General features: G+C 40.4%; 17 protein-coding genes and 4 tRNA genes. 18 read left to right on the top strand and 3 right to left on the bottom strand.

All coding sequences use genetic code 11. The features are described 5' to 3' along the window. Positions 1–181 precede the first annotated feature (181 nt). The 14 genes from IQ19_RS20565 (at position 182) to rlmH (ending at position 13,045) form a co-directional block, all read left to right on the top strand. A complete protein-coding gene (locus IQ19_RS20565) occupies positions 182–1,474 on the top strand; it encodes an adenylosuccinate synthase (RefSeq protein WP_144544615.1) in 1,293 nt (430 codons plus the stop codon). Positions 1,475–2,146: 672 nt separating this feature from the next. Beyond that, positions 2,147–2,222 (top strand) — tRNA-Lys (locus IQ19_RS20560). Between the two features lie 14 nt (positions 2,223–2,236). Further along, positions 2,237–2,308 (top strand) — tRNA-Glu (locus IQ19_RS20555). Between the two features lie 62 nt (positions 2,309–2,370). Further along, positions 2,371–2,447: transfer RNA gene (locus tag IQ19_RS20550), tRNA-Asp, on the top strand. A gap of 323 nt (positions 2,448–2,770) precedes the next feature. Beyond that, a tRNA-Phe gene (locus tag IQ19_RS20545) sits at positions 2,771–2,843 on the top strand. 398 nt (positions 2,844–3,241) lie between these two features. Next, positions 3,242–4,720, top strand: coding sequence for a M23 family metallopeptidase (locus IQ19_RS20540; protein ID WP_144544613.1), 1,479 nt, complete (start codon positions 3,242–3,244; stop codon positions 4,718–4,720). 234 nt (positions 4,721–4,954) lie between these two features. Continuing rightward, positions 4,955–5,665: a response regulator YycF gene (gene yycF / locus IQ19_RS20535; protein WP_110063596.1), complete on the top strand. Its 711-nt coding sequence runs from the start codon at positions 4,955–4,957 to the stop codon at positions 5,663–5,665. 8 nt (positions 5,666–5,673) lie between these two features. Then, positions 5,674–7,503, top strand: a complete 1,830-nt coding sequence (gene walK / locus IQ19_RS20530; protein ID WP_144544611.1) for a cell wall metabolism sensor histidine kinase WalK — start codon at positions 5,674–5,676, stop codon at positions 7,501–7,503. Then, positions 7,500–8,813, top strand: a complete 1,314-nt coding sequence (locus IQ19_RS20525) for a YycH family regulatory protein (RefSeq protein WP_144544609.1) — start codon at positions 7,500–7,502, stop codon at positions 8,811–8,813. Before walK ends, IQ19_RS20525 begins: the two co-directional genes overlap by 4 nt. Further along, positions 8,800–9,612: a two-component system regulatory protein YycI gene (locus tag IQ19_RS20520; protein WP_144544607.1), complete on the top strand. Its 813-nt coding sequence runs from the start codon at positions 8,800–8,802 to the stop codon at positions 9,610–9,612. Before IQ19_RS20525 ends, IQ19_RS20520 begins: the two co-directional genes overlap by 14 nt. Before the next feature lie 6 nt (positions 9,613–9,618). After that, the gene (locus IQ19_RS20515) at positions 9,619–10,413 is read left to right on the top strand and encodes an MBL fold metallo-hydrolase (protein WP_144544605.1); all 795 of its coding nucleotides are present in this window, start codon (positions 9,619–9,621) and stop codon (positions 10,411–10,413) included. A 521-nt stretch (positions 10,414–10,934) separates the two neighbouring features. Beyond that, entirely contained in the window at positions 10,935–12,161 is a 1,227-nt protein-coding gene (locus IQ19_RS20510; protein ID WP_144544603.1) for a S1C family serine protease, read from the top strand. Between the two features lie 162 nt (positions 12,162–12,323). Then, positions 12,324–12,485, top strand: a complete 162-nt coding sequence (locus IQ19_RS20505; RefSeq protein WP_144544601.1) for a CxxH/CxxC protein — start codon at positions 12,324–12,326, stop codon at positions 12,483–12,485. Between the two features lie 80 nt (positions 12,486–12,565). Then, positions 12,566–13,045, top strand: coding sequence for a 23S rRNA (pseudouridine(1915)-N(3))-methyltransferase RlmH (gene rlmH, locus IQ19_RS20500; protein WP_144544599.1), 480 nt, complete (start codon positions 12,566–12,568; stop codon positions 13,043–13,045). Positions 13,046–13,343: 298 nt separating this feature from the next. On the opposite strand, the gene IQ19_RS20495 is transcribed toward rlmH, so the two are convergent. Then, positions 13,344–14,249: a nuclease-related domain-containing protein gene (locus tag IQ19_RS20495; RefSeq protein ID WP_144544597.1), complete on the bottom strand. Its 906-nt coding sequence runs from the start codon at positions 14,247–14,249 to the stop codon at positions 13,344–13,346. Between the two features lie 471 nt (positions 14,250–14,720). Beyond that, entirely contained in the window at positions 14,721–15,425 is a 705-nt protein-coding gene (locus IQ19_RS20490) for a DUF421 domain-containing protein (RefSeq protein WP_144544595.1), read from the bottom strand. 170 nt (positions 15,426–15,595) lie between these two features. Here IQ19_RS20490 and IQ19_RS28165 point away from each other — a divergent pair, with 170 nt between their 5' ends. The 3 genes from IQ19_RS28165 (at position 15,596) to IQ19_RS29035 (ending at position 20,137) form a co-directional block, all read left to right on the top strand. Continuing rightward, positions 15,596–15,745 carry a hypothetical protein gene (locus IQ19_RS28165; RefSeq protein ID WP_199749508.1) on the top strand — a complete coding sequence of 50 codons (150 nt, stop codon included), beginning with the start codon at positions 15,596–15,598 and terminating at the stop codon, positions 15,743–15,745. Between the two features lie 450 nt (positions 15,746–16,195). Next, a complete protein-coding gene (locus IQ19_RS20485) occupies positions 16,196–17,737 on the top strand; it encodes a glycine betaine uptake BCCT transporter (RefSeq protein WP_144544593.1) in 1,542 nt (513 codons plus the stop codon). A 204-nt stretch (positions 17,738–17,941) separates the two neighbouring features. Then, positions 17,942–20,137 (top strand): S8 family serine peptidase, encoded by a 2,196-nt coding sequence (locus IQ19_RS29035; RefSeq protein ID WP_144544591.1) that lies wholly within the window; start codon positions 17,942–17,944, stop codon positions 20,135–20,137. Between the two features lie 39 nt (positions 20,138–20,176). Here IQ19_RS29035 and IQ19_RS20475 read toward each other — a convergent pair whose 3' ends face one another. Further along, a complete protein-coding gene (locus tag IQ19_RS20475; protein WP_144544589.1) occupies positions 20,177–20,404 on the bottom strand; it encodes a thioredoxin family protein in 228 nt (75 codons plus the stop codon). A 241-nt stretch (positions 20,405–20,645) separates the two neighbouring features. Here IQ19_RS20475 and IQ19_RS20470 point away from each other — a divergent pair, with 241 nt between their 5' ends. Next, positions 20,646–21,251 (top strand): class I SAM-dependent methyltransferase, encoded by a 606-nt coding sequence (locus IQ19_RS20470; protein ID WP_144544586.1) that lies wholly within the window; start codon positions 20,646–20,648, stop codon positions 21,249–21,251. The last annotated feature ends 14 nt before the right edge of the window (positions 21,252–21,265 follow it).

The following is a 21,265-nucleotide window of genomic DNA, read 5'->3' as shown; positions in this document are numbered from 1 at the left end:
TTATATTTTCATATTTTCATGGTTTCACGAACATATTTTTATATTTTTATTAAAAATGTTCGTGTTTTATTGACTATAATACGTTGCCTTGTTAAACTAAAGTGGTTGAAAAAAGTAATTTTGTTAAAAACTATTTTAAATAGAAATTATAAAAACCATGGGATTCCCGGAGGTGCTTTTTATGTCATCAGTAGTTGTAGTTGGTACGCAGTGGGGAGATGAAGGGAAAGGAAAAATCACTGACTTCCTTTCTGAAAATGCTGAAGTAATCGCCCGCTATCAAGGCGGAAACAATGCGGGGCATACAATCAAGTTTAACGGTGAAACATACAAGCTGCATTTAATTCCATCTGGAATTTTCTATAGCGATAAGATTTGCGTCATCGGAAATGGGATGGTTGTAGATCCGAAAGCGCTCGTAAAAGAATTGGCTTATCTTCATGATAAAGGTGTTACAACTGATAACCTGCGCATCAGCAACCGCGCACATGTTATTCTGCCTTACCACCTAAAACTTGATGAGGTAGAAGAAGAACGCAAAGGCGCAAACAAGATCGGTACAACGAAAAAAGGAATTGGTCCTGCTTATATGGATAAAGCAGCCCGAAATGGAATCCGAATCGCAGATCTTCTTGACCGCGAAGTTTTTGAAGAAAAACTTGCCCGCAACCTTGAAGAGAAAAATCGCCTTCTTGAGCGTTTTTATGAAACAGAAGGATTCAAAATTGAAGATATTCTAGATGAATATTATGAATATGGCCAGCAAATCAAACATTATGTTTGCGATACATCCGTAGTTCTGAACGATGCATTGGACGAAGGCCGCCGCGTGCTGTTTGAAGGAGCACAAGGGGTTATGCTCGATATCGACCAGGGTACATACCCGTTCGTTACCTCATCTAACCCAGTAGCTGGAGGCGTAACAATCGGTTCTGGAGTAGGTCCTACAAAAATTAAGCATGTTGTTGGTGTTTCCAAGGCTTATACAACACGTGTTGGTGATGGTCCTTTCCCGACTGAGCTTGATAACGAGATCGGCAATCAGATTCGTGAAGTAGGCCGTGAATACGGTACAACAACTGGACGTGCCCGCCGTGTTGGCTGGTTTGACAGTGTTGTGGTTCGTCATGCCCGCCGCGTCAGCGGAATTACAGATTTATCTCTTAACTCCATCGATGTATTAACAGGCATCGAAACGTTGAGAATCTGTGTAGCTTACCGCCATAACGGTCAAGTGATTGAAGAGTTCCCTGCAAGCTTAAAAGTATTGGCTGAATGTGAGCCTGTTTACGAAGAACTTCCAGGCTGGACAGAAGATATTACTGGCTGCAAATCATTAGACGAGCTTCCTGTTAATGCCCGCCATTACCTGGAGCGTGTGGCCCAGCTAACAGGAATCCCATTATCCATCTTCTCTGTAGGACCGGATCGCACACAAACAAACGTTGTCCGCAGCCCTTGGAGACAAAACTAAGATTTGATTGGAAAGCCCTAATGTGAGTTAGGGCTTTTTTGTTTGACCTTCTTCAAAAGAATGAACCTAGGACAATTAAATTGTGAACTTATGGAGTAGAAATCTGATTTTGGGGAATAGAACGTAATAACCGGGGAATAAAGCCTGTTTGCTTGTTAATAACCGCAGAAACAGAGTATTAATTTTTTGGTATTGATGAATTTTCTTTTTATAAAATAGTACTTTCTTTAGTTTTTAATTTAAGGCTGTGAAAGCTCATTGTTGATTTTGGCACCCTTTTGATTGCAGCGGAAGGGGCGAGACTCCAGCGGGAGGAGCGTGTCAAAGGGAGACCCCACAGGCGCGAATGCGCCGAGGAGGCTCCCGGACCGCCCGCGGTTCGCTGAGCTCCTGGAGCGGAAATCAACAGGCAAGTTTAACAGAGCCTAATTTTAAAAGAAATTTTTATAAAAAAGTTATTGCGCTTTTATAAATCTCTATGATATTATAAAAAGCGTCGTCACAGAGACGATCTAGTACGAGCCATTAGCCCAGTCGGTAGAGGATTTTAAAATTTGCAGCATCGAAGCGATTCATCCTCGAATAGCAAACTTTTAAAATCTGCGACAAAGAACGCAGGGCTTTGGAACATCTGAGATAGCAGTATCAAGCTTTAGGAAACATCTTTAGTATGAGCCATTAGCTCAGTCGGTAGAGCATCTGACTTTTAATCAGAGGGTCGAAGGTTCGAGTCCTTCATGGCTCACCATTTTTCTTTTATATGGCCCCTTGGTCAAGCGGTTAAGACACCGCCCTTTCACGGCGGTAACACGGGTTCGAATCCCGTAGGGGTCATGGCAAATAACCGTCAGCAAAAAGCTGGCAAGCCCAGCTAACTTGCTGGCGGTTATTATATTGGTCCGGTAGTTCAGTTGGTTAGAATGCCTGCCTGTCACGCAGGAGGTCGCGGGTTCGAGTCCCGTCCGGACCGCCATTTACTTTACATAATTTTAGTTAGGCAACATTAACTTAATTCGGCTCAGTCGGTAGAGCACGTCTGAGTAAGCTTCATGAAATACTTCAGCGTACCGATTGAACCACAGCTTGAATAAGCTCCCTGAAATCGGGACGAAGGACGAAATCAACTTTGTTTAGGATCAATAACTTAATAAGGCTCAGTAGCTCAGTCGGTAGAGCACGTCTGAGTAAGCTTCATGAAATACTTCAGCGTACCGATTGAACCACAGCTTGAATAAGCTCCCTGAAATCGGGACGAAGGACGAAATCAAGCTTGGTTTAGGATCAATAACTTAATAAGGCTCAGTAGCTCAGTCGGTAGAGCAAAGGACTGAAAATCCTTGTGTCGGCGGTTCGATTCCGTCCTGAGCCATCCCAAAAAAGGAGTATGAAATCATTCATACTCCTTTTTGTTACATTTTTGTAATATAACTAGTTTTCTACTATTTATCTAGTGTAAAAGTTAAGCGTCTCTTCTTTTTTTCTTCTCTTCTCTTTCGTAAGTTCCAAAAACCTTTATATATAGGGATTTTCTCCTACTTTTTCTTTCCTTTTTTCGACAAAAATCATTTGTTTTATTCCAATTAATTCTCATTAAAAGTAACAAAATGTCAGTTATTATACATTTTTATTACATTACGGAGTCTATTAATCTATTTGATACTCTATATGGTAAAGTAAATATTGTGAAAAAATTTAGGTAAATAAATTAGTAGTTACATAGCACTAAATGAAAGTGTGTTTGTTACCGTAGTCTAGGGGGATGTAACAATGTTTAATTGGGTGAAGAATTTAAATTCAGCTACTGAATATACAGCTAAGAGCTTTAGAAATATAATGAATAAGACAGTTGCAACAGGGTTTGCTGCAGCGGCTTTAACGTTTGCTGGCGGTGTTTCAGCACTGGCAAATGATGATAAGCTAATGACTGTTTACTATGTCTATATGGACGATCAGTATATCGGCACTGTATCAGACAAAGAAATAATAGAGAACATGGTCGATACTAAAATTAAAGAGCTTGAAGGCTCTTATAAAGGTTTACAGTTATCGCTTGGTTCAGAACTGTCTTTTATTCCTGAACAAGTATTTGAGTCCAATTCTGAGGTTAATAACTCAGAGGCAGTGAACGAAATAAAAGATGATATTGAAATTCAGGCGGAAGCAGCTGCATTGGTTATTGGCGGAACGACTGTAGCTTATGTTGAAAATTCAGAGCAGGCAAAAGCTGCACTTACTAAAATGAAGGCTTCCTATGTACCAGAGAAAGAACTAAAGGATCTGGAAGAAAGAAAAGCTTCCGCTAGTACTCCTTTACCACAGCTTAAAGAAAATGAAACTCGTATTTTAGACGTTCGATTTAATGAAAATGTTTCAGTTTCACAAACAAAAGTTAAACCAGACATGATTATTAGTGCAGAAGAAGCAGCAAAACTTCTTCAAAAAGGCACTTTAGAAGAAAAGAAATACCTTGTAAAAGCGGGAGATGCTTTAAGTAGCATAGCAAGTGCCCATAATCTTGATATGAAGCAGCTAATAGAGTTAAACAACGGACTAAAGGGAGATTCAGTCCTAAAAGTTGGACAAGAATTGAATGTAACCGTCCCTAAGCCATATGTAAAGGTTATTGTTGAAAAAGAAGTTTTCAAAAAAGAAAAAATTTCATTTGAGAAAGAAGTAATTGAGGATAGCAGCCTCCCTAAAGGCGATACTAAGGTGAAGCAGGAAGGAAAAAATGGTATCCGTGCTGCAACATATTTGATTTCTGAAGAAAATGGACAAACCATTAAAAAAGAGGTATCTGAAGAAAAAGTCCTTGAAGAGCCAGTTAAGCATATTGTCATTAAGGGAACAAAAGTAATTCCGTCCAGAGGTGAAGGAAGCTTTGCGTACCCTGCAGTCGGCGGTTATATTTCCAGTAAGGTAGGGTACCGCTGGGGTAAAATGCATAAAGGAATTGATATTGCACGACCTAGCAACCGGACCATCAAAGCAGCTGATAATGGTGTTATCGTATCTGCGGGATGGGATGGCGGATACGGAAATAAAATTGTGATCGACCATAAAAATGGCTTCCGCACCGTATATGCTCATTTGGATTCAATTAGTGTAAGTGCTGGCCAGACAGTCTCAAAAGGATCAAAGATCGGTGTAATGGGCACGACTGGAGATTCCACAGGCGTTCATCTGCATTTTGAGCTATATAAAAATGGAAAGATGCAAGATCCACTTAAATATATAAGTAAATAAATGATTTTAAAAGTCTCTAGTTTTATACTAGAGGCTTTTATAGTTAAGAATAGTCTGCATAGCCCTCATTTTGCAGGCTGTAATGGTTTGTCCTGTTCAGGAGAATAGCCATCTTTTTCAAATAGATGAATTCCCACTTATAAAGTGGTAAAGTAAAGTAGAGAACATATGATTTAAATTGAATTCTACTGCTCCAAAAATAAATAAATGATGCAAGAAAAAAGGAGATAGGGTATGGATAAAAAAATTCTAGTAGTAGACGATGAGAAACCAATTGCAGATATTCTGCAATTCAATTTAAAAAAGGAAGGCTATGAGGTTGTTTGTGCATATGACGGCAATGATGCTTTGGACAAGGTAGAGGAAATCAAACCGGATCTAATTCTGCTTGATATCATGCTTCCACAGAGAGATGGCATTGAAGTGTGCCGTGAAGTACGCAAAAAGTATGATATGCCGATCATCATGCTGACAGCAAAGGATTCTGAAATCGATAAGGTTTTGGGTCTTGAACTGGGGGCAGATGATTATGTGACAAAGCCTTTCAGCACAAGGGAGTTAATTGCCCGTGTGAAAGCCAATTTAAGGCGCCATCAGCAAATTGCTTCAAAGTCTGAAGAAGAGGAAGAATCAAATGAAATAGAAGTAGGATCACTTATTATCCATCCGGATGCTTATGTGGTTTCCAAACGCGGTGAGACGATTGAATTAACACATCGTGAATTTGAACTTCTTCACTATCTGGCAAAACATATTGGACAGGTCATGACAAGAGAGCATCTGCTTCAGACTGTTTGGGGCTATGATTATTATGGCGATGTCCGTACTGTTGACGTGACTGTAAGAAGATTGCGTGAAAAGATCGAGGATAATCCAAGCCACCCGACATGGATCGTAACAAGAAGAGGAGTCGGTTATTACTTGCGGAATCCTGAACAGGAGTAAGAGGGTTAATGGAAAAGGTTGGTTTTTTTCGATCCATTCACCTAAAGTTTGTGATTATATATGTCCTCCTTATCCTGGTAGCCATGCAAATTATCGGCGTTTATTTTGTCAGGCAGCTGGAGTCCACATTAAAGGACAACTTTAAAGATACCATTCAGGAACGGGTTAATTTGCTTGCTTATTACCTGGAAGAACAAATGACCAAGGAAAGGCTGCCGGATGAGGATGGCCCTACATTGGAGGAAGACGTTCACAGGTTATTAAGGGATTATTATTCTACTGATATTACAGAGGTCCGAGTCATTGAAGGAGACACGCTTAAAATATTGGGAACTTCCGACCCGGACAACCAGGGCGTAGTGGGACAGAGATCTACTGATAATTTAATCAAAATGGCCATAGCAACCTCTCAGCAGGTACCTGAGGATTATGTTGACCCCTTTGGCAATCGCGTATGGGTGCTCGTAACACCTATTAAAAACAATGGGGATGTTATCGGAGCTATTTATCTTGTTGCAAAAATAGAGAACATCTATGACCAGATGAGGCAAATCAATAATATCTTTTCAACCGGTACAGCAATCGCGCTGGCTATTACAGCGGTATTGGGCATTCTTTTAGCCCAGACCATAACACGCCCTATTTCGGATATGAGAAAACAAGCCCTTGCAATGGCGAAGGGGAATTTCTCCCGCAAGGTAAAGGTGTATGGTTATGACGAAATTGGCCAATTGGCCATTACCTTTAACAGCTTAACAAAGAAGCTGCAGGAAGCCCAGGCGACTACGGAGGGAGAACGGCGCAAGCTCTCCTCTGTCCTCTCCTATATGACAGATGGGGTGATTGCAACAGATCGCAAAGGGCGCGTTATCTTAATCAATGAGCCTGCTGCAAAAATGCTGAATGTTTCACGTGAAACGGTGCTGTCTTCTTCGATTGATTCCTTACTGGGACTGGAAGAGGAATACACCTTTGAGGAGCTCCTTAATGAACGTGATTCTGTGATTCTGGATTATAGCAGTAAAGCGAATACACTGATCTTGCGTGCCAATTTTTCAGTTATCCAAAAAGAAACCGGATTTGTAAATGGTTTAATTACCGTTTTGCACGATATCACCGAGCAGGAGAAAATTGATATGGAACGCCGTGAGTTTGTGGCCAATGTCTCACATGAACTTAGGACCCCGCTCACTACGATGAGAAGTTATTTGGAGGCACTTGCAGAAGGAGCTTGGAAAGACGAAGAGATTGCTCCAAACTTCCTGGATGTCACCCAAAATGAAACTGAGCGTATGATTCGCCTTGTGAATGACCTTCTTCAGCTTTCAAAAATGGATAGCAAGGATTATCGACTGACAAAGGAATGGATTGATTTCATCTTCTTCTATAACAGGATCATCGACCGGTTTGAAATGACCAAGCAGCAGAATGTGACTTTCGAAAGAAGGCTTCCTGACCATTCAGCTTTTGTAGAAATAGATGAGGACAAGCTGACCCAGGTGCTGTATAATATCATTTCAAATGCGCTTAAATACTCTCCTGAAGGCGGAAAAGTGACCTTCAGTATTGGAGAAAAAGATGAATTTATTATTGTCAGTGTTTCAGATGAGGGTGTAGGCATTCCGAAAGAAAATATTGATAAGATTTTTGAGCGTTTTTATCGAGTGGATAAAGCGAGAACTAGAAAACTCGGCGGAACGGGTCTTGGACTGGCCATTGCGAAAGAAATGGTGGAAGCACATGGCGGAGAGATTTGGGCAACCAGTACGGAAGGAAAAGGAACAACGATTTCATTTAGCCTTCCTTATGTTCGAACGGAAGAGGATGATTGGGAATGACATATGAAAATATTAAAACATTCATACTAACCATCCTGGTTGCGACAAGTGCGCTGTTAACCTGGAATCTTTGGACTTACCAGCCAAACTACGAAACAATGGAACAGACCAATACGGTACAGGAAGTAGCAATAGCAGCTAAAAAAGATGTTAGTAAAATTGTCAGACCGGATACTCTTTTGTTTCACCATGGCAGCAACCAACATTATGGAACGGTTAGCCCAAGCGAAATAGAAAAAACGATTAAAGAAATCAGCAGATGGAATTTTACTGATTTTGAAAATATCACTACTCAAGTGGATGGGATCCCCTCTTTTGTTCATAATGAGGGGAAAGCAGTCATTGTTTACCCTGATTCTATTCCGATAGAATTATATAAAACAGTCATCAAAGTGGACGATAAGGATCTCACTAATTTTCAATTTGATCGAATTGTAATTGATGTTGAAGAACCTCAAAAGGAAGATGGAATCGTCTATTTTGTTTCCTTAGACAGCCAGCAGGTCTTTAGAAGCCATGTGCCTGCATCTTTTATCCAGAGTTTTAAAAACAAATTCTTTAAGTACAGTCCGGAGTACAAAGAGTATTTTTCATATGAAGCTTCAAATTCAAGGACCCTGTTTTTCCCAGCACATGACACAAAAATGGCAAGGTATCAGTATTTGTCAAAAGAGCTGGACTCGGAAAAATATAAAAATGCTTTATTCAGTGACCCAAGTGTGGTCCAGAAAAACTATCAGCCATCAGAAGAAGAATATAATGATAATGTAAGCTTGCTTCGAGTAAATTTTGATAAAAATACACTTCGATATGTAAAACTGGCGGCCGGCAATAATCCAACCATTCAGTCTACAGATCTTTTAAAAAAGAGCATTGATTTTATAAACGAACATGCTGGATGGACGGATAATTACCAATTTGCCGAAATGAATGAACTTAACCATCGGGTAACATTCCGTCTTTATGATTCTTCGGGCTATCCGGTTTTCAGCGATGATCCGAAGATTTCTGAGATTCGCCAAGTTTGGGGACAAAATGAGGAATATTTGCGAAGCAACTTTCAGCTTGGCTTACGTACAGAATCAACTGACGTATCTTTAAGTTCAGGGGAATCAGTCATCAAGTACTTGGAAAAGCTTGAAGGATTTGATTCCAAAAACTTGGAGGATGTTGCATTGGGATACAAAATGGTCAAAGATCCACAAACCATGTTTGTTCGTTTAGAGCCTTCCTGGTTTTATCGCTATGAAGGCGAATGGAAAAGTATCTCACTTGATGAAACAGGAGGTATGAATAATGGATTGGAGTAAGATAAAAACAATCTTTATTTTAACCTTCCTGGTTTTGGATATCTATTTGATGTATGAGTTTTTTAAACTTAAGGATGCAAGCCAGTATGAGCCTATGGCCCAGGCTTCTTTTGAAAAGCGGCTCAAGACAGATGAAATTGAATTTGATGTGGATCTCCCAAAAAACAATCCAAAAGACAGGTACTTAAGCGCCAAGCCGATGGTTTTTGATATCGAAGAAATGGAAGAAGCGAAAAAAATGAAGCTGAAAGGACAGGACATAACGATTACTGAAGGAACAGTCCTGAACTCAGTCCTTGATGAACCTTATAAAATCAGCGAGAAATTTAATCCTTCTGAATTGAATTCATTTATTAAAAACAAGGTTTTATATGGAGACCAATATCGTTTTTGGGAAAAGAGCAAAAACAGCAATACACTGACTTATTATCAGCAATTTGAAGATAAAATGTTTTATATGAATTTAAATGGTGAGCTAACTTTCTACTTGAATGAGGAAAATGAAATTGTATCTTATAAGCAGACAATGCTGGAAGATATTGAAGAAATGCAGGAAAGCGAGAAAGTGATTCAGCCAATAAAGGCGATTGAGACACTTTCTGAAAACGGATCGCTGCAGCCAAAGTCCAAGATTACCAATGTGGAACTCGGATATTTTACTCTTGTGCATTCAAGCTCATCTCTAGTATTAACTCCTGCTTGGCGATTCGTCATTAATGGAGAGGAAAACTTATTTGTCCATGCCTTCGAGGGGCAGATTATTCAGCTAACCAACGAAGAGAAAAAAATAGTGGAGTGAGAGAATATGTCTTTGCAATTCAGCGTTCTCGCGAGCGGCAGTACTGGGAATGCGATCTTTGTCGAGACGGAGGAACATTCCTTTCTAGTTGATGCCGGCTTAAGCGGGAAGCAAATGGAAGCCCTATTTCAACAGATTGACAGGGATATGGGGAAGCTTTCAGGGATTTTAGTGACACACGAGCACAGTGACCATATAAAAGGTGTGGGTATTCTTGCAAGAAAGTATAATTTGCCTATTTATGCAAATGAAAAAACCTGGCAGGCGATGGACGGTTTAATTGGACAAGTGCCAGTTGACCAAAAGTTTCATTTTGATATGGAAACGGTTAAGACGTTCGGTTCTCTGGATATTGAATCCTTTGGCGTTTCCCACGATGCGGCTGATCCCATGTTTTATGTGTTTCATCAGGATGGGAAAAAACTTGTGCTAATTACCGATACAGGGTATGTCAGTGATCGTATGAAGGGCCTTATTTCGAATGCTGAGGCTTATGTGTTTGAAAGCAACCATGATGTCCAGATGCTTCGTATGTGCCGTTATCCATGGAATATTAAAAGAAGAATCCTTAGCGATGTGGGACATGTATCGAACGAAGATGCTGCCCTTGCTATGAGTGAAGTGGCTGGAGATCGCACAAAAAGCATTTATCTCGCTCATTTGAGCCTTGATAATAATATTAAGGATCTGGCGAGAATGTCGGTTACACAGACGCTTGAGAGCCGAGGTATCATTGTAGGTGAGCAGTTTGATCTTTACGATACAGATCCAAAGGTACCAACCATTTTAACAGCTGTTTAAAAATAAAAATTGAAAAAGGGATGCGCGAAGAACATTGGGTCTGCTGCGCATTCCTTTTTATTTTGCTTTTTTTGAAAACGCAGTCTCAAAGCTCATTGTTGATTTTTAGCACTTGTTGATTGGAGCGGAGGGCGGGAGATCCTCGAAAATGCATCGCATTTCCTTCGTGCGGTGTTTATTCAAGGAAGCTTATTCAAAGTCCTGCGGGAGAAGCGTGTCAACGGGAGATCCCGGAGGCGCGAATGCGCCGAGGAAGCTCCCGGACCGCCCTCGGAAAGCGAGTGCCTTGAGCTGGAATCAACAGCCAAATTAACAGAGCTATTAAAAAAATGAAACAAAAGTATGAACAAAGTCGTAAGATTGCTTGAGTCCGCGCCTTTTGATTAGATTTTTAAAATCGAGAGAGTATAATATTGGGTATAAAGGAAGAATAAATTTTAGCATTCATATCTTAAACGGCTTTTTCCAGCACTGCGGGAAGCTGGCGTTTCTGTAATTTATAAAGAAAGGATTGGTACGGCTTGGGCTATTATGATCAAGATCATCAGAACCGTTATAAAAGGCAAAAAGGCAACAGAGGCGGATATTTTCTGGCCAGTCTTATAGGTATTATATTAGGGGCAATTCTTGTCATTGTCGCGGTACCTAAACTATCCGATTATAACGTACTCCCTTATACGGTTGAACCTGATGAGGAGTTACAGGAAGAAGCGGACGGCAACAATGGCAAAGCCAATGTCCAAAATGTCTCGCTCGATGTGGTTACCGATGTGACCAAGGCTGTAGATAAAGCAGGTGATGCAGTTGTGAGCATTACCAACATCCAAACAGCCGGATTTTGGTCAAACGAAAATAATGGCGGCGGACAACCTGCTGGAACAGGTTCAGGGGTCATTTATAAAAAAGAAGGAAATACAGCTTTCATTGTCACGAATCACCATGTCGTAGAAGGAGCTCAAGAACTTGAAGTAAGTTTACCGGATGGCACAAAGATTCCGGCAAGGCTGGTTGGGAGCGATATATGGACTGACCTGGCTGTATTGGAAGTAGATGCAAAGGAAATTAAGACTGTAGCTGAATTTGGGGATTCGGATACTCTTAAGCCAGGGGAACCTGTTATAGCCATAGGGAATCCTCTTGGCCAATTCTCTGGCTCCGTTACACAGGGAATTATCTCTGGGGTAGAACGGGCGGTGCCAGTTGATATAGACCAAAATGGCACAGTCGATTGGCAGGCAGAGGTTCTCCAGACAGATGCTGCCATCAATCCAGGAAACAGTGGCGGAGCATTAGTTAATATCAGAGGCCAGTTAATTGGAATTAATTCCATGAAAATTGCACAGAATGCAGTTGAGGGAATTGGCTTAGCAATTCCTATTAACTATGCACGCCCTGTAATAGATGACCTCGAGAAATTTGGCGAGGTAAGGCGGCCATATATGGGGATTCAGTTAACTTCCGTAAATGATATTCCAGGCTACTATCAACAGGAAGCATTGAAACTGCCTAAAGATGTTAAAACAGGGGTTGCTATCACGCAAGTAGAGCCTAACTCTCCAGCTGCACAGGCCGGATTGAAAGAGATGGATGTCATTGTTGAGATGGATGGAGAAGAAATAAAAGACATCATCGAACTGCGCCAGCATCTCTATACGAAAAAAGCAGTTGGAGAACAAATGAAGATTAAGTTTTACCGAGAGGGCAAATTGCAGGAAACAACCATAAAACTAAGCGGCGAAACATTTTAATGGATACGGGAAAGAATAAACGGGGAAGCGATTACGCTTTCCTGTTTTTTATTGTTTTGTTAAGATGGGGTGTGGATAAGTTGTAAACGCAGACAGAATATATAATTATCCACAGGAACGATAAAAAAAGTAAGGCTCCGGCCTGAAAGGAGAGCTTGTAAAATGATTTACTGTTGTGAAGAACATGTTGATCTGGCTATAGATACAGTGGTTGATGAATACGAAACATTCCCGCAATTAACAAAAATTAAAGAGGAAAAAAAGTTATCAACAACCTGTGAATATTGTCAAAATAACGCAATATATGTTGTAGCGAACGAATGATCTCATACAAGATGTAGATGAAAAATGTGGATATGTGGATAAATTATGTGGATATCTTGTTTGTAAAGTGAGGACGAGCTGTGAATATCTCAATTATTACAGTAGGAAAGCTTAAAGAAAAATACTTAAAGCAAGGAATTGACGAATATTTAAAAAGGCTGTCGGCATATGCAAAAATGGAAATGATCGAGGTTCCGGACGAAAAAGCCCCAGAAGAACTAAGTGAAACGGAAATGATTCAGGTCAAGCAAAAAGAAGGTGAGCGGATTCTCTCTAAGATCCATCCTGATGCTCACGTTATCGCACTAGCCATTGAGGGCAAAATGAAATCATCAGAGGAACTCGCCGACTCACTTGATAAACTGGCTACATACGGAAAAAGCAAAGTTGCATTTGTCATCGGCGGCTCCCTCGGCCTCAGCCAGGAGGTCCTCCAGCGTGCGGACGAAAAACTCTCTTTTTCAAAAATGACCTTTCCCCATCAGCTTATGAAGCTGATCCTTTTGGAGCAGGTTTACCGGGCGTTCCGGATTAATCGGGGGGAGCCGTATCATAAGTAAGGAAGTAATATTAAGACCAGAAGTCAGTAAGAGAGTTGATGGGAAGTCCGTCATAGAGGTATGAAGGATAGAAATCGTCAAAGTAGTTGGAGAAAAGTCCTTCATGGAGGTCATGAAGGGCAAAATCCAGTAAGGAAGTTGAAGAAAGTGCCTTCATAAGGGGTATGAAGGCCATCATAAAGTAAAATAGTTGGAGAAAAGTCCTTCATGGAGGTCATGAAGGGCAAAATCCAGTAAGGAAGTTGAGAAAAGTCCTTCATAATGGTTTTAGAGGAAAACCCTCGCCTCGCTAAATGTTTTATTCATAATACAACCATTGACGAACTCCTATTTTTTTATAATTCTGTCCTAAAGCTTTTCTTATCCTCTTTTTTGACTTCACCACATTACACCACTCATGGATTACATTTGTAGTAATTTTTTGTTCAGGAAAAAGAAGTTTAAATTCCTTTACACTTCGTATTACTGCCGTTGAAACCGTTTCTTCATGCCCGCATTTTTTGCAAATGCATTTCTGTCCATCGACTAAAATTAAAAACGAGGTGCACTCCACACATGTGATCCCTTTCCGCAGCTGGCCATAATTATACGTTGGCAATAACTTAAACGGAGACTCCTCAAGATGCCGTGAAATTAATTTATCAGCTAGTAACTTATGTTTTCTATTTAACCGTGAGGGGATTGCATTTAAGTCTTTCAAAATGCGTTTAAGTTGAGTAGGGAAAATAAATGGTTTGTTTAGGGGTGTTTGGTATAAGGTGAATTCGGAGTTGATAAAAACGATTGAAGCAAAAAGGGGTAAGTCAGATCCAAGGCTTTGGAGTAACTGGCGCAGCAAGGATTCGCTTCTGCTCAACTGGTTTAGTGGATTAGTTATTTCAGATTTTGGTTTCTTGTATAACCTATCTGATTCAAAATAATAATCTCCTTCATAATTCTTCACTTCAAATAAATAAAGGGCTTCTGAAAAAATAATTAATGAGTCTATCTGGAACACGGTGTTATTTAGTTGAAGCAGCAAATCATTTAAGATAAAGCATTCACTCTGAAGTCCTTCTGTCCATAAATCAAATTGCACCTCCCCTTCATAGCCCTTTTTAAGGTTGAGATAGTGTTGCGTGTCCTTGTCAGACAAACCCATACGATTATTTAAGGATTTAAGAATTAATAATTCAGCAGATTCAATACGAGGTTTAAAAGGCATGATCCACATCCTTTCTAAATTTTTTAAACTCCAACTCTATTATATTAAATTTCCTTGTGCCTCCATATTTAATAAATGAATATTTATTTAAAATTAAAACTAAAAAAGTAAGAGCCCCCGCTCTGACTTTTGGTGCTCTAAAGTATGGCTCATAAATGATTAACTTCTTTTTCTATATACTTAACAATCCTCTCGCAAATTTGATGAGTAATTAGTGAATCCTCAATAGATGGATTAAAATCTTGTTGTTTTGAACGCAATCGATAAAATAGTCAGTTATTTGATAGAATCCTCTCTTTTATTGTGTTGGTTTCCAGTCACCGAATTTCGTTATGATAGCCTGTGATTTCAACAAGGCTGTTCAAGGCATATTTGTGATTGCCTGAGGTATATTCCATTCTTTAACGGCGCAACGCTTTCTAATCTTCACGTTAAGATCGGAAATTATAACCCGCATGATTGATAACAAAATCAATTATATAAAAACACCTTCAGGTTACCTTTGCCATCCATGGTGGCTAGCAGAACGTTTTTTATTTCAGTCTGATATAAACTTTCTAAATTGGAGACAAGCCAGCCTTCATCCTTTTGAAAGTATTTCAATTCTTTTTTATCTACCTTACCTTCCTTAATAATGGTTCTTGGCATATCGAAGGGTTCTGCATTCATTTGTAAGGAAGCCAGTGTAATGGGTTCATATTTGGGGTCTAGAAAAAGGGATATTTGTCCATTTGCTTCCCATAGCGCCAGCGCCACCTTCTTTACATCATCTACTTTTTTCTCGCGTAATTCTTCTAGAAGCACATCAATAGAAATTCTTGCTTTATTTAAGCCTTTATAAATGATTTCTCCATTCTGTACGACTGTGATTGACTTATTATTAACTAGCCTTCTAACGGCTGGCCATTTTAAGATACTGAATAAACTAGCAAGGTATAGGACAACCAACACGCTGGTTGTCACAACAGAACCTTTTAGTCCAAGTTCCTCGTCGGACAATGGATGGGCAATAATGTTTCCAATTACTAAAGCCATAACAAAATCAAGGAGCCTTAATTGGGAAATAGCGCGCTGTCCCAGGATTCTAGCAACAATCACTAAAAAGAAAAAAGCGACGACAGCCCTAAGACCCCACTCCATGGCGGTGAGTGTATGCTGTCCTTGAAAAAAATCCATCTTTGACACATCCTTTAATCTACAAGAACCAATTTATAATAAGATATTTGCCTTGCAGCCTTTTAAGAGTTTTTTCTCAATCTAATACAATTATTCAAAAGAATAAGTCATAACCACTACATATATCGCTTGCTGATGGAAAACCTAAGTAAAAAGGAGGCCTACAAAAAATGAAAAAGTTCTTATTGATGTTTTTCCTATCCCTTTCCTTCTTAACGCTAGCGGGCTGCGGAAATGATGAGAAGCCTGAAGAAGGCGAACAAGTTGAAGATGTTGAAGAAGAGGATGAAATTGGTGATGGCGAGATAGATGATGAGTAAGAGCATTTAAAGGCCAGAACGCTTTACACGACAAAAGGAGTGCTGATTATAGGCACTCCTTTTTCACTTTGTAATATTAAGTAATGCTTTAATTATAAACACAAAACAAAAACTTTATAGAGACTGGTTTGGGCAGGGATGCTTTTTGCGGAAGGGCCATAGATCACAATTAAATTCCGGTTTGCAGGACTTTTTTTAAAGGCTTGCCCATTTGTTAATACCAGTTGGGTAAATGGGGACATATTTATTTTTATAGGCCATCTCTGCTGCTTAATTGTGAGTCAAAGTGGTCTGCTTTTACATTTTGATAGGGATTATCTTTACCATGCTGAAATTATGTGGATGATTAACGAGCTAGTGTGATAGGGGTAGCTCGTTTGATTCATGGTTTCTCTTTATTCGGGAAACATAAAATAATCTTATTTAAATCGTATAAAGGAGTTGGCAGCAGTGAAAAAGGTAACAAGTGTTTTTTGGATATCGCTCGTTATTGCGAGTGCTTTTGTTATTTGGGGCATGGTGGCACCTGTCCAATTAGGTGAAGTAATGAATGAAACCAAAGCCTACTTTCTGGATTCGTTTGGCTGGTTTTATCAGTTATCAGCTACCTTTTTTCTTATATTTGCTTTGTTTTTGATTTTTAGCAAGTATGGAAAAATCAAATTAGGTGCAAATGATGATAAGCCCGATTTTAGACGCAGCACTTGGTTTGCCATGCTATTCAGTGCTGGAATGGGCATAGGTTTGTTATTTTTTGGAGTCTCCGAACCGATTTCCCACTTTACGAGCCCGCCAATTGGCGAAGGAGGCACTCCAGAGGCTGCAAGAGTCGCTTTAAGATATACTTATTTGCATTGGGGTTTTCATGCATGGGCGATTTATTCTGTTATAGCGCTTGTCCTTGCTTATTATAAATTCAGAAAGAAACAGCCGGGTTTAATGAGTATTACTCTTACACCACTTTTAGGAGATCGGGCCAAAGGGATCATCGGCATCATTGTCGATAGTGTTGCTGTATTCGCAACGATTTTTGGTGTAGCCGCTTCCCTTGGACTGGGAGCAGCCCAAATTAATGGCGGTCTTAATTATGTGGCAGGAGTGCCCAACAACTTTACTGTACAGCTTATAATTATAGCAATCGTAACAGTCTTGTTTATCCTATCAGCAAGTACAGGCCTTCAAAGAGGGATAAAATACTTAAGTAATGCTAATCTGGTGCTGGCTGTTATTTTGCTTTTTGCCTTTTTGATCTTAGCGCCAACAGGATTTGTGCTTGACCTTTTTACAACTACATTGGGGAGCTACGTGCAAAACCTTCCCAGCATGGGATTGAGGCTGGCTCCTTTTAATGAAGAGCAAGCAACCTGGATACAGGATTGGACCATTTTTTATTGGGCATGGTGGATTGCATGGGCTCCATTTGTCGGGACTTTCATAGCCCGTGTATCGAAGGGAAGAACAGTCAGGGAGTTCATGATTGCCGTTCTTGTCATTCCTACGCTTGTGTGTGCTTTTTGGTTTAGCGTGTTTGGAGGGACGGCCATTTATTTTGAGTTTTTTGAAGGTGCAAATATAGCTGGCCAAAGCCTTGAGACAGCATTATTTTTTGTATATGACCGTTTGGCATTTTCCGGGGCTCTCGTTATCGTAACATTATTGCTTATAACTACTTTCTTTGTAACCTCTGCTGATTCTGCAACCTTCGTATTGGGGATGCAAACAACCAATGGTGACCTGAATCCGCCTAACTTTGTAAAAATCGTCTGGGGACTGTTTTTATCAGCCTCAGCAATCGTATTGATGCTCTCTGGCGGACTGAATGCCATGCAGACAGCCATTATTGTCAGTGCATTTCCGCTGACTTTTGTATTAATCGCCATGTCTTTTGCCATTTTAAAGGAGTTTAGAAAAGAAGTTCCTGCAAAAAGCGGGGCTAAGAAAAAGGCTAAAAAAGTTAAGCCGGGGGAAGAGCCTGATCCAGGCCTCGTCTAATAAGTTAATTGGATATTTAAATTAAAATTTTGAAAAAACCATGAACAGGGACTTATATTTCTGCTCATGGTTTTTTTAGTTCTATATTAAATTGTATTAGGACAAAAGCATTATTTTCAGAATAATTAAAAAAATACAAGGAACCCTGCCCTTCCTAACAGAAATGTATATTGTATTTATTTTGCAATAAGGAGGGGTTTTTTATTGAAGTTTCTTCAGGGCTTTAAAAAGTTTACCTGGATTTCGCTGGCTCTTATCCTGATATTTAGTGCTGCTATGCCGATTCAAGCGAGGGTAATCAATGACGATCGGGCAACATTAGCGAATCAAGAGGACAGCAATTATGCATTTGTACAATTTGGTGATGCACCGATTGCTTCCTATGATGGATCAATCAGCGGCTATGAATCGACGAAACCCTCAAAGGGTCAAAAGGTAAATCTCAATTCCCCAGCCGCAAATAAGTATGGCAAAAGACTTCAAGCACAACGTGAGAATTATATAAAATGGCTGGCAAAACAGTTTCCGCAAGTTGAAGTTGTAACAGAATATGCTGTTACGTTTAATGGTGTGGGTATAAAGCTTAATGGAATTTCCCTAAAGGAAGTAAGCCGTGGACCGGGTGCTTTAAAAACAGGTTATAGCGGAACCTATCAAAAGGCAATGAGTGATAGTACTTCTTTAATCAATGTTGAACCAGTTTGGAATGCGCTTGGCGGCCAGGCAGGTGCTGGTGAGGGCATGAAAGTGGGGGTAATCGATTCTGGAATTGACCAAAAACATGAATTCCTTAAGGCAAATGAAGGAATGGAAGCGCCAACTGGCTATCCTAAAGGAGCAGCAGAATTCACAAGCAATAAAGTAATAGTTGCAAAGGTTTTCCACCAGGAGCCTTGGCAGACTCCTGAAGCGGTTGATAGCCATGGAACGCATGTGGCAGGCACAATTGCTGGTAAAGCAGGAACAATACCTGAACTGGGTGACAAACCTCTAAGTGGAGTAGCACCTGCTGCCTACATAGGAAATTATAATGTTTTCCCAGGCAATGTAGAAAATGCAAAGAGTTTGTTTATCGCGAAAGCAGTCGAAGAAGCAGTTAAAGACGGCATGGATGTTTTGAACCTTAGTTTGGGCGGAACACCTCACAAGGGTGCAGATTTGCTGGACATGACTGTAAACGCAGCAGTTGATGCTGGAGTCGTAGTTGCCATTTCGGCGGGGAACGAAGGACCAGGATACTATACAGTAGGATCTCCGGGTACTGCCGATAAGGTAATCACTTTAGCAGCGACTACCAATAGCCGTTCATTTGCGATGTTCCTTGAATCGGAAGCATTGGAAGAAGGAAAAACAGTTGCGACAACCGGAACTGCTGGAGGTAAAGTAACAAAAGCATTATCTGGTGAATATACCGTTTGGGCAGATCATGCAGGAGGAGATAAGCTTGCTTGTTCTCCAATAAGCGGAAAACCTCTTGAAGGAAAACTTGCCCTTATTCAGAGAGGCAATTGTACATTTGCAGAAAAGATTAACAATGCTGCAGCGGCCGGAGCAGCTGGAGCCATTATTTATCAGTTGGACGGTGTGGAAGAACCGATTCCAATGTCATCTGACGGAGCATTAATACCAGCAGTTATGATTGGAAATAGTGCTGGTAATGAGCTAATAGACAGTTCTGAAAACCGTAGCGTAACGATCACATATCCATTAACTGAAGTGGAAACAACTCCAAATTTACTAGCCAATTTCAGTTCATGGGGTCCAACGCCAAATTATCAGTTAAAGCCTGATGTAGCAGCGCCTGGTGTAAATATTTACTCTTCGGTTGTTGGTGGAGGCTATGAGCTTTATCAGGGTACGTCAATGGCTAGTCCTCATGTAGCCGGAGCCGCCGCTGTTCTTCTGGCTAATAGCAAGGAAAAAGGGTTAGGGTGGGGGCCGGCAGAAGTGAAAGCTGCCTTGATGGGAACAGCAAATGATGTGGAAGGCAGTGTGATTCCTGATACAGATGTATCAGATCCACTAAAAGTTGGCTCTGGCCTTATCGATCTTGGCCAAGCGATGGAACCGGCTGCAATGGCATTTCCATCATCATTGAGCTTTGGGCTTGTGCGTCCTGCAGGGGAGCAAACCTATCAAATAGCCTTTACTTTGGTTAATTCCTCTGACCAAGAGCAGATATATACGATTAATAGTGATGAAAACTTAAGTATAAATTCCAATGAAGTTACTCTTAATCCAAAGGAAAGCAAAGAAGTTACGGTCACGGTTCGAAACCGCGGCAGCCAGGGACCAGGACAGCAAGGAACTCCTGAATTTATGAGCGGATATATCAACGTAACTTCAACTCAAGGGGATATCCGTATTCCATACCTATATGTTATTGACTATAACCGCTAGAAAAAAGGGGATTGCCATTGGCAGTCCCTTTTTGTATTTCTATTCACCAAAGACTCCTTCATAAATCCTCTGCAAATCTTCCCGAAGCTTTTCTATCGGAACAAAGCGGGCTTCCCTTAAAGCCTCTCTTCCATCCAGGTATAACACAATGACAGGTACTGTGAAAGCCATGAGAAAACCGGCTATTTCCGTTACCTTGCCCGCATTAACGAGGCCAGCTTCAATACGGGGATATTCTTTTAATACTTCCTCAACCTGAGGAAGCAAACCATGGCAGACACTTCAGCTATCAGTTAACACATAAATAAAGCTAAGTTCGTGATTCTGGATGAATTCCTGCACTTCTTCCATGGATGTTAGCTCTTTCATCGTACTCCACCCTTTTTCAGTATGGACTTTTTTCCATTATACAATAGGATTTCCATAAGTCTTTCTAGAATACCTTATTGGGTTATTGTACTTAATCGTAAGGCTATAATAGGGTTGAATAAAGAATAGGAGTGATTAGATGGCAAATCAATGGGAAGAGAAGTTTGGAGCTGAGGAATATGTATATGGTGAAGAGCCAAATGAGTTTATAAGAGAACAGGCGTACCGGCTTGAGGGTAGAAAAAGAATTGTTGCTTTTGCAGAGGGTGAAGGCCGCAATGCTGTTTTTCTTGCCAGGCAGGGCCATGATGTAACAGCCTGGGATTATACGCAAAACGGATTAAAGAAGACAAAAAAATTGGCTGAGCGCCATAACGTCAGAGTAGAAACAGGACAGAAGGATTTAATCCATGATCCCGTGCCTTCCGAAGAGTATGATTCATCCATAATGATTTTTGGACATTTTTTTAAGAAGGATCAAAGAACGGTATTTGATAAGCTGATATCAGTAGTAAAGCCCGGAGGAATCATTATGCTGGAGGTTTACTCAGAGGATCAGCTTCGTTATCAAACAGGCGGCCCTAAAAGGGTTGATATGGTATATGATCCCGCAGACCTACTTAAATGGATTCGGGGCTATAAGGTGCTTCATTTCTTTTATGGGGAACAAGAAAGAGTGGAGGGCACAGGACATACGGGTACTGGCCATGTTGTCCAGGTAATATTGCAAAAAGAAAAAATTTAGATTAAAAGGGAGGC

The sequence above is a fragment of the Cytobacillus oceanisediminis genome (genome assembly GCF_007830235.1).
GTDB lineage: Bacteria > Bacillota > Bacilli > Bacillales > Cytobacillaceae > Cytobacillus > Cytobacillus oceanisediminis.
Note: the sequence above shows the minus strand (reverse complement) of the source record. Positions and strands in the feature narration are given on the sequence as shown.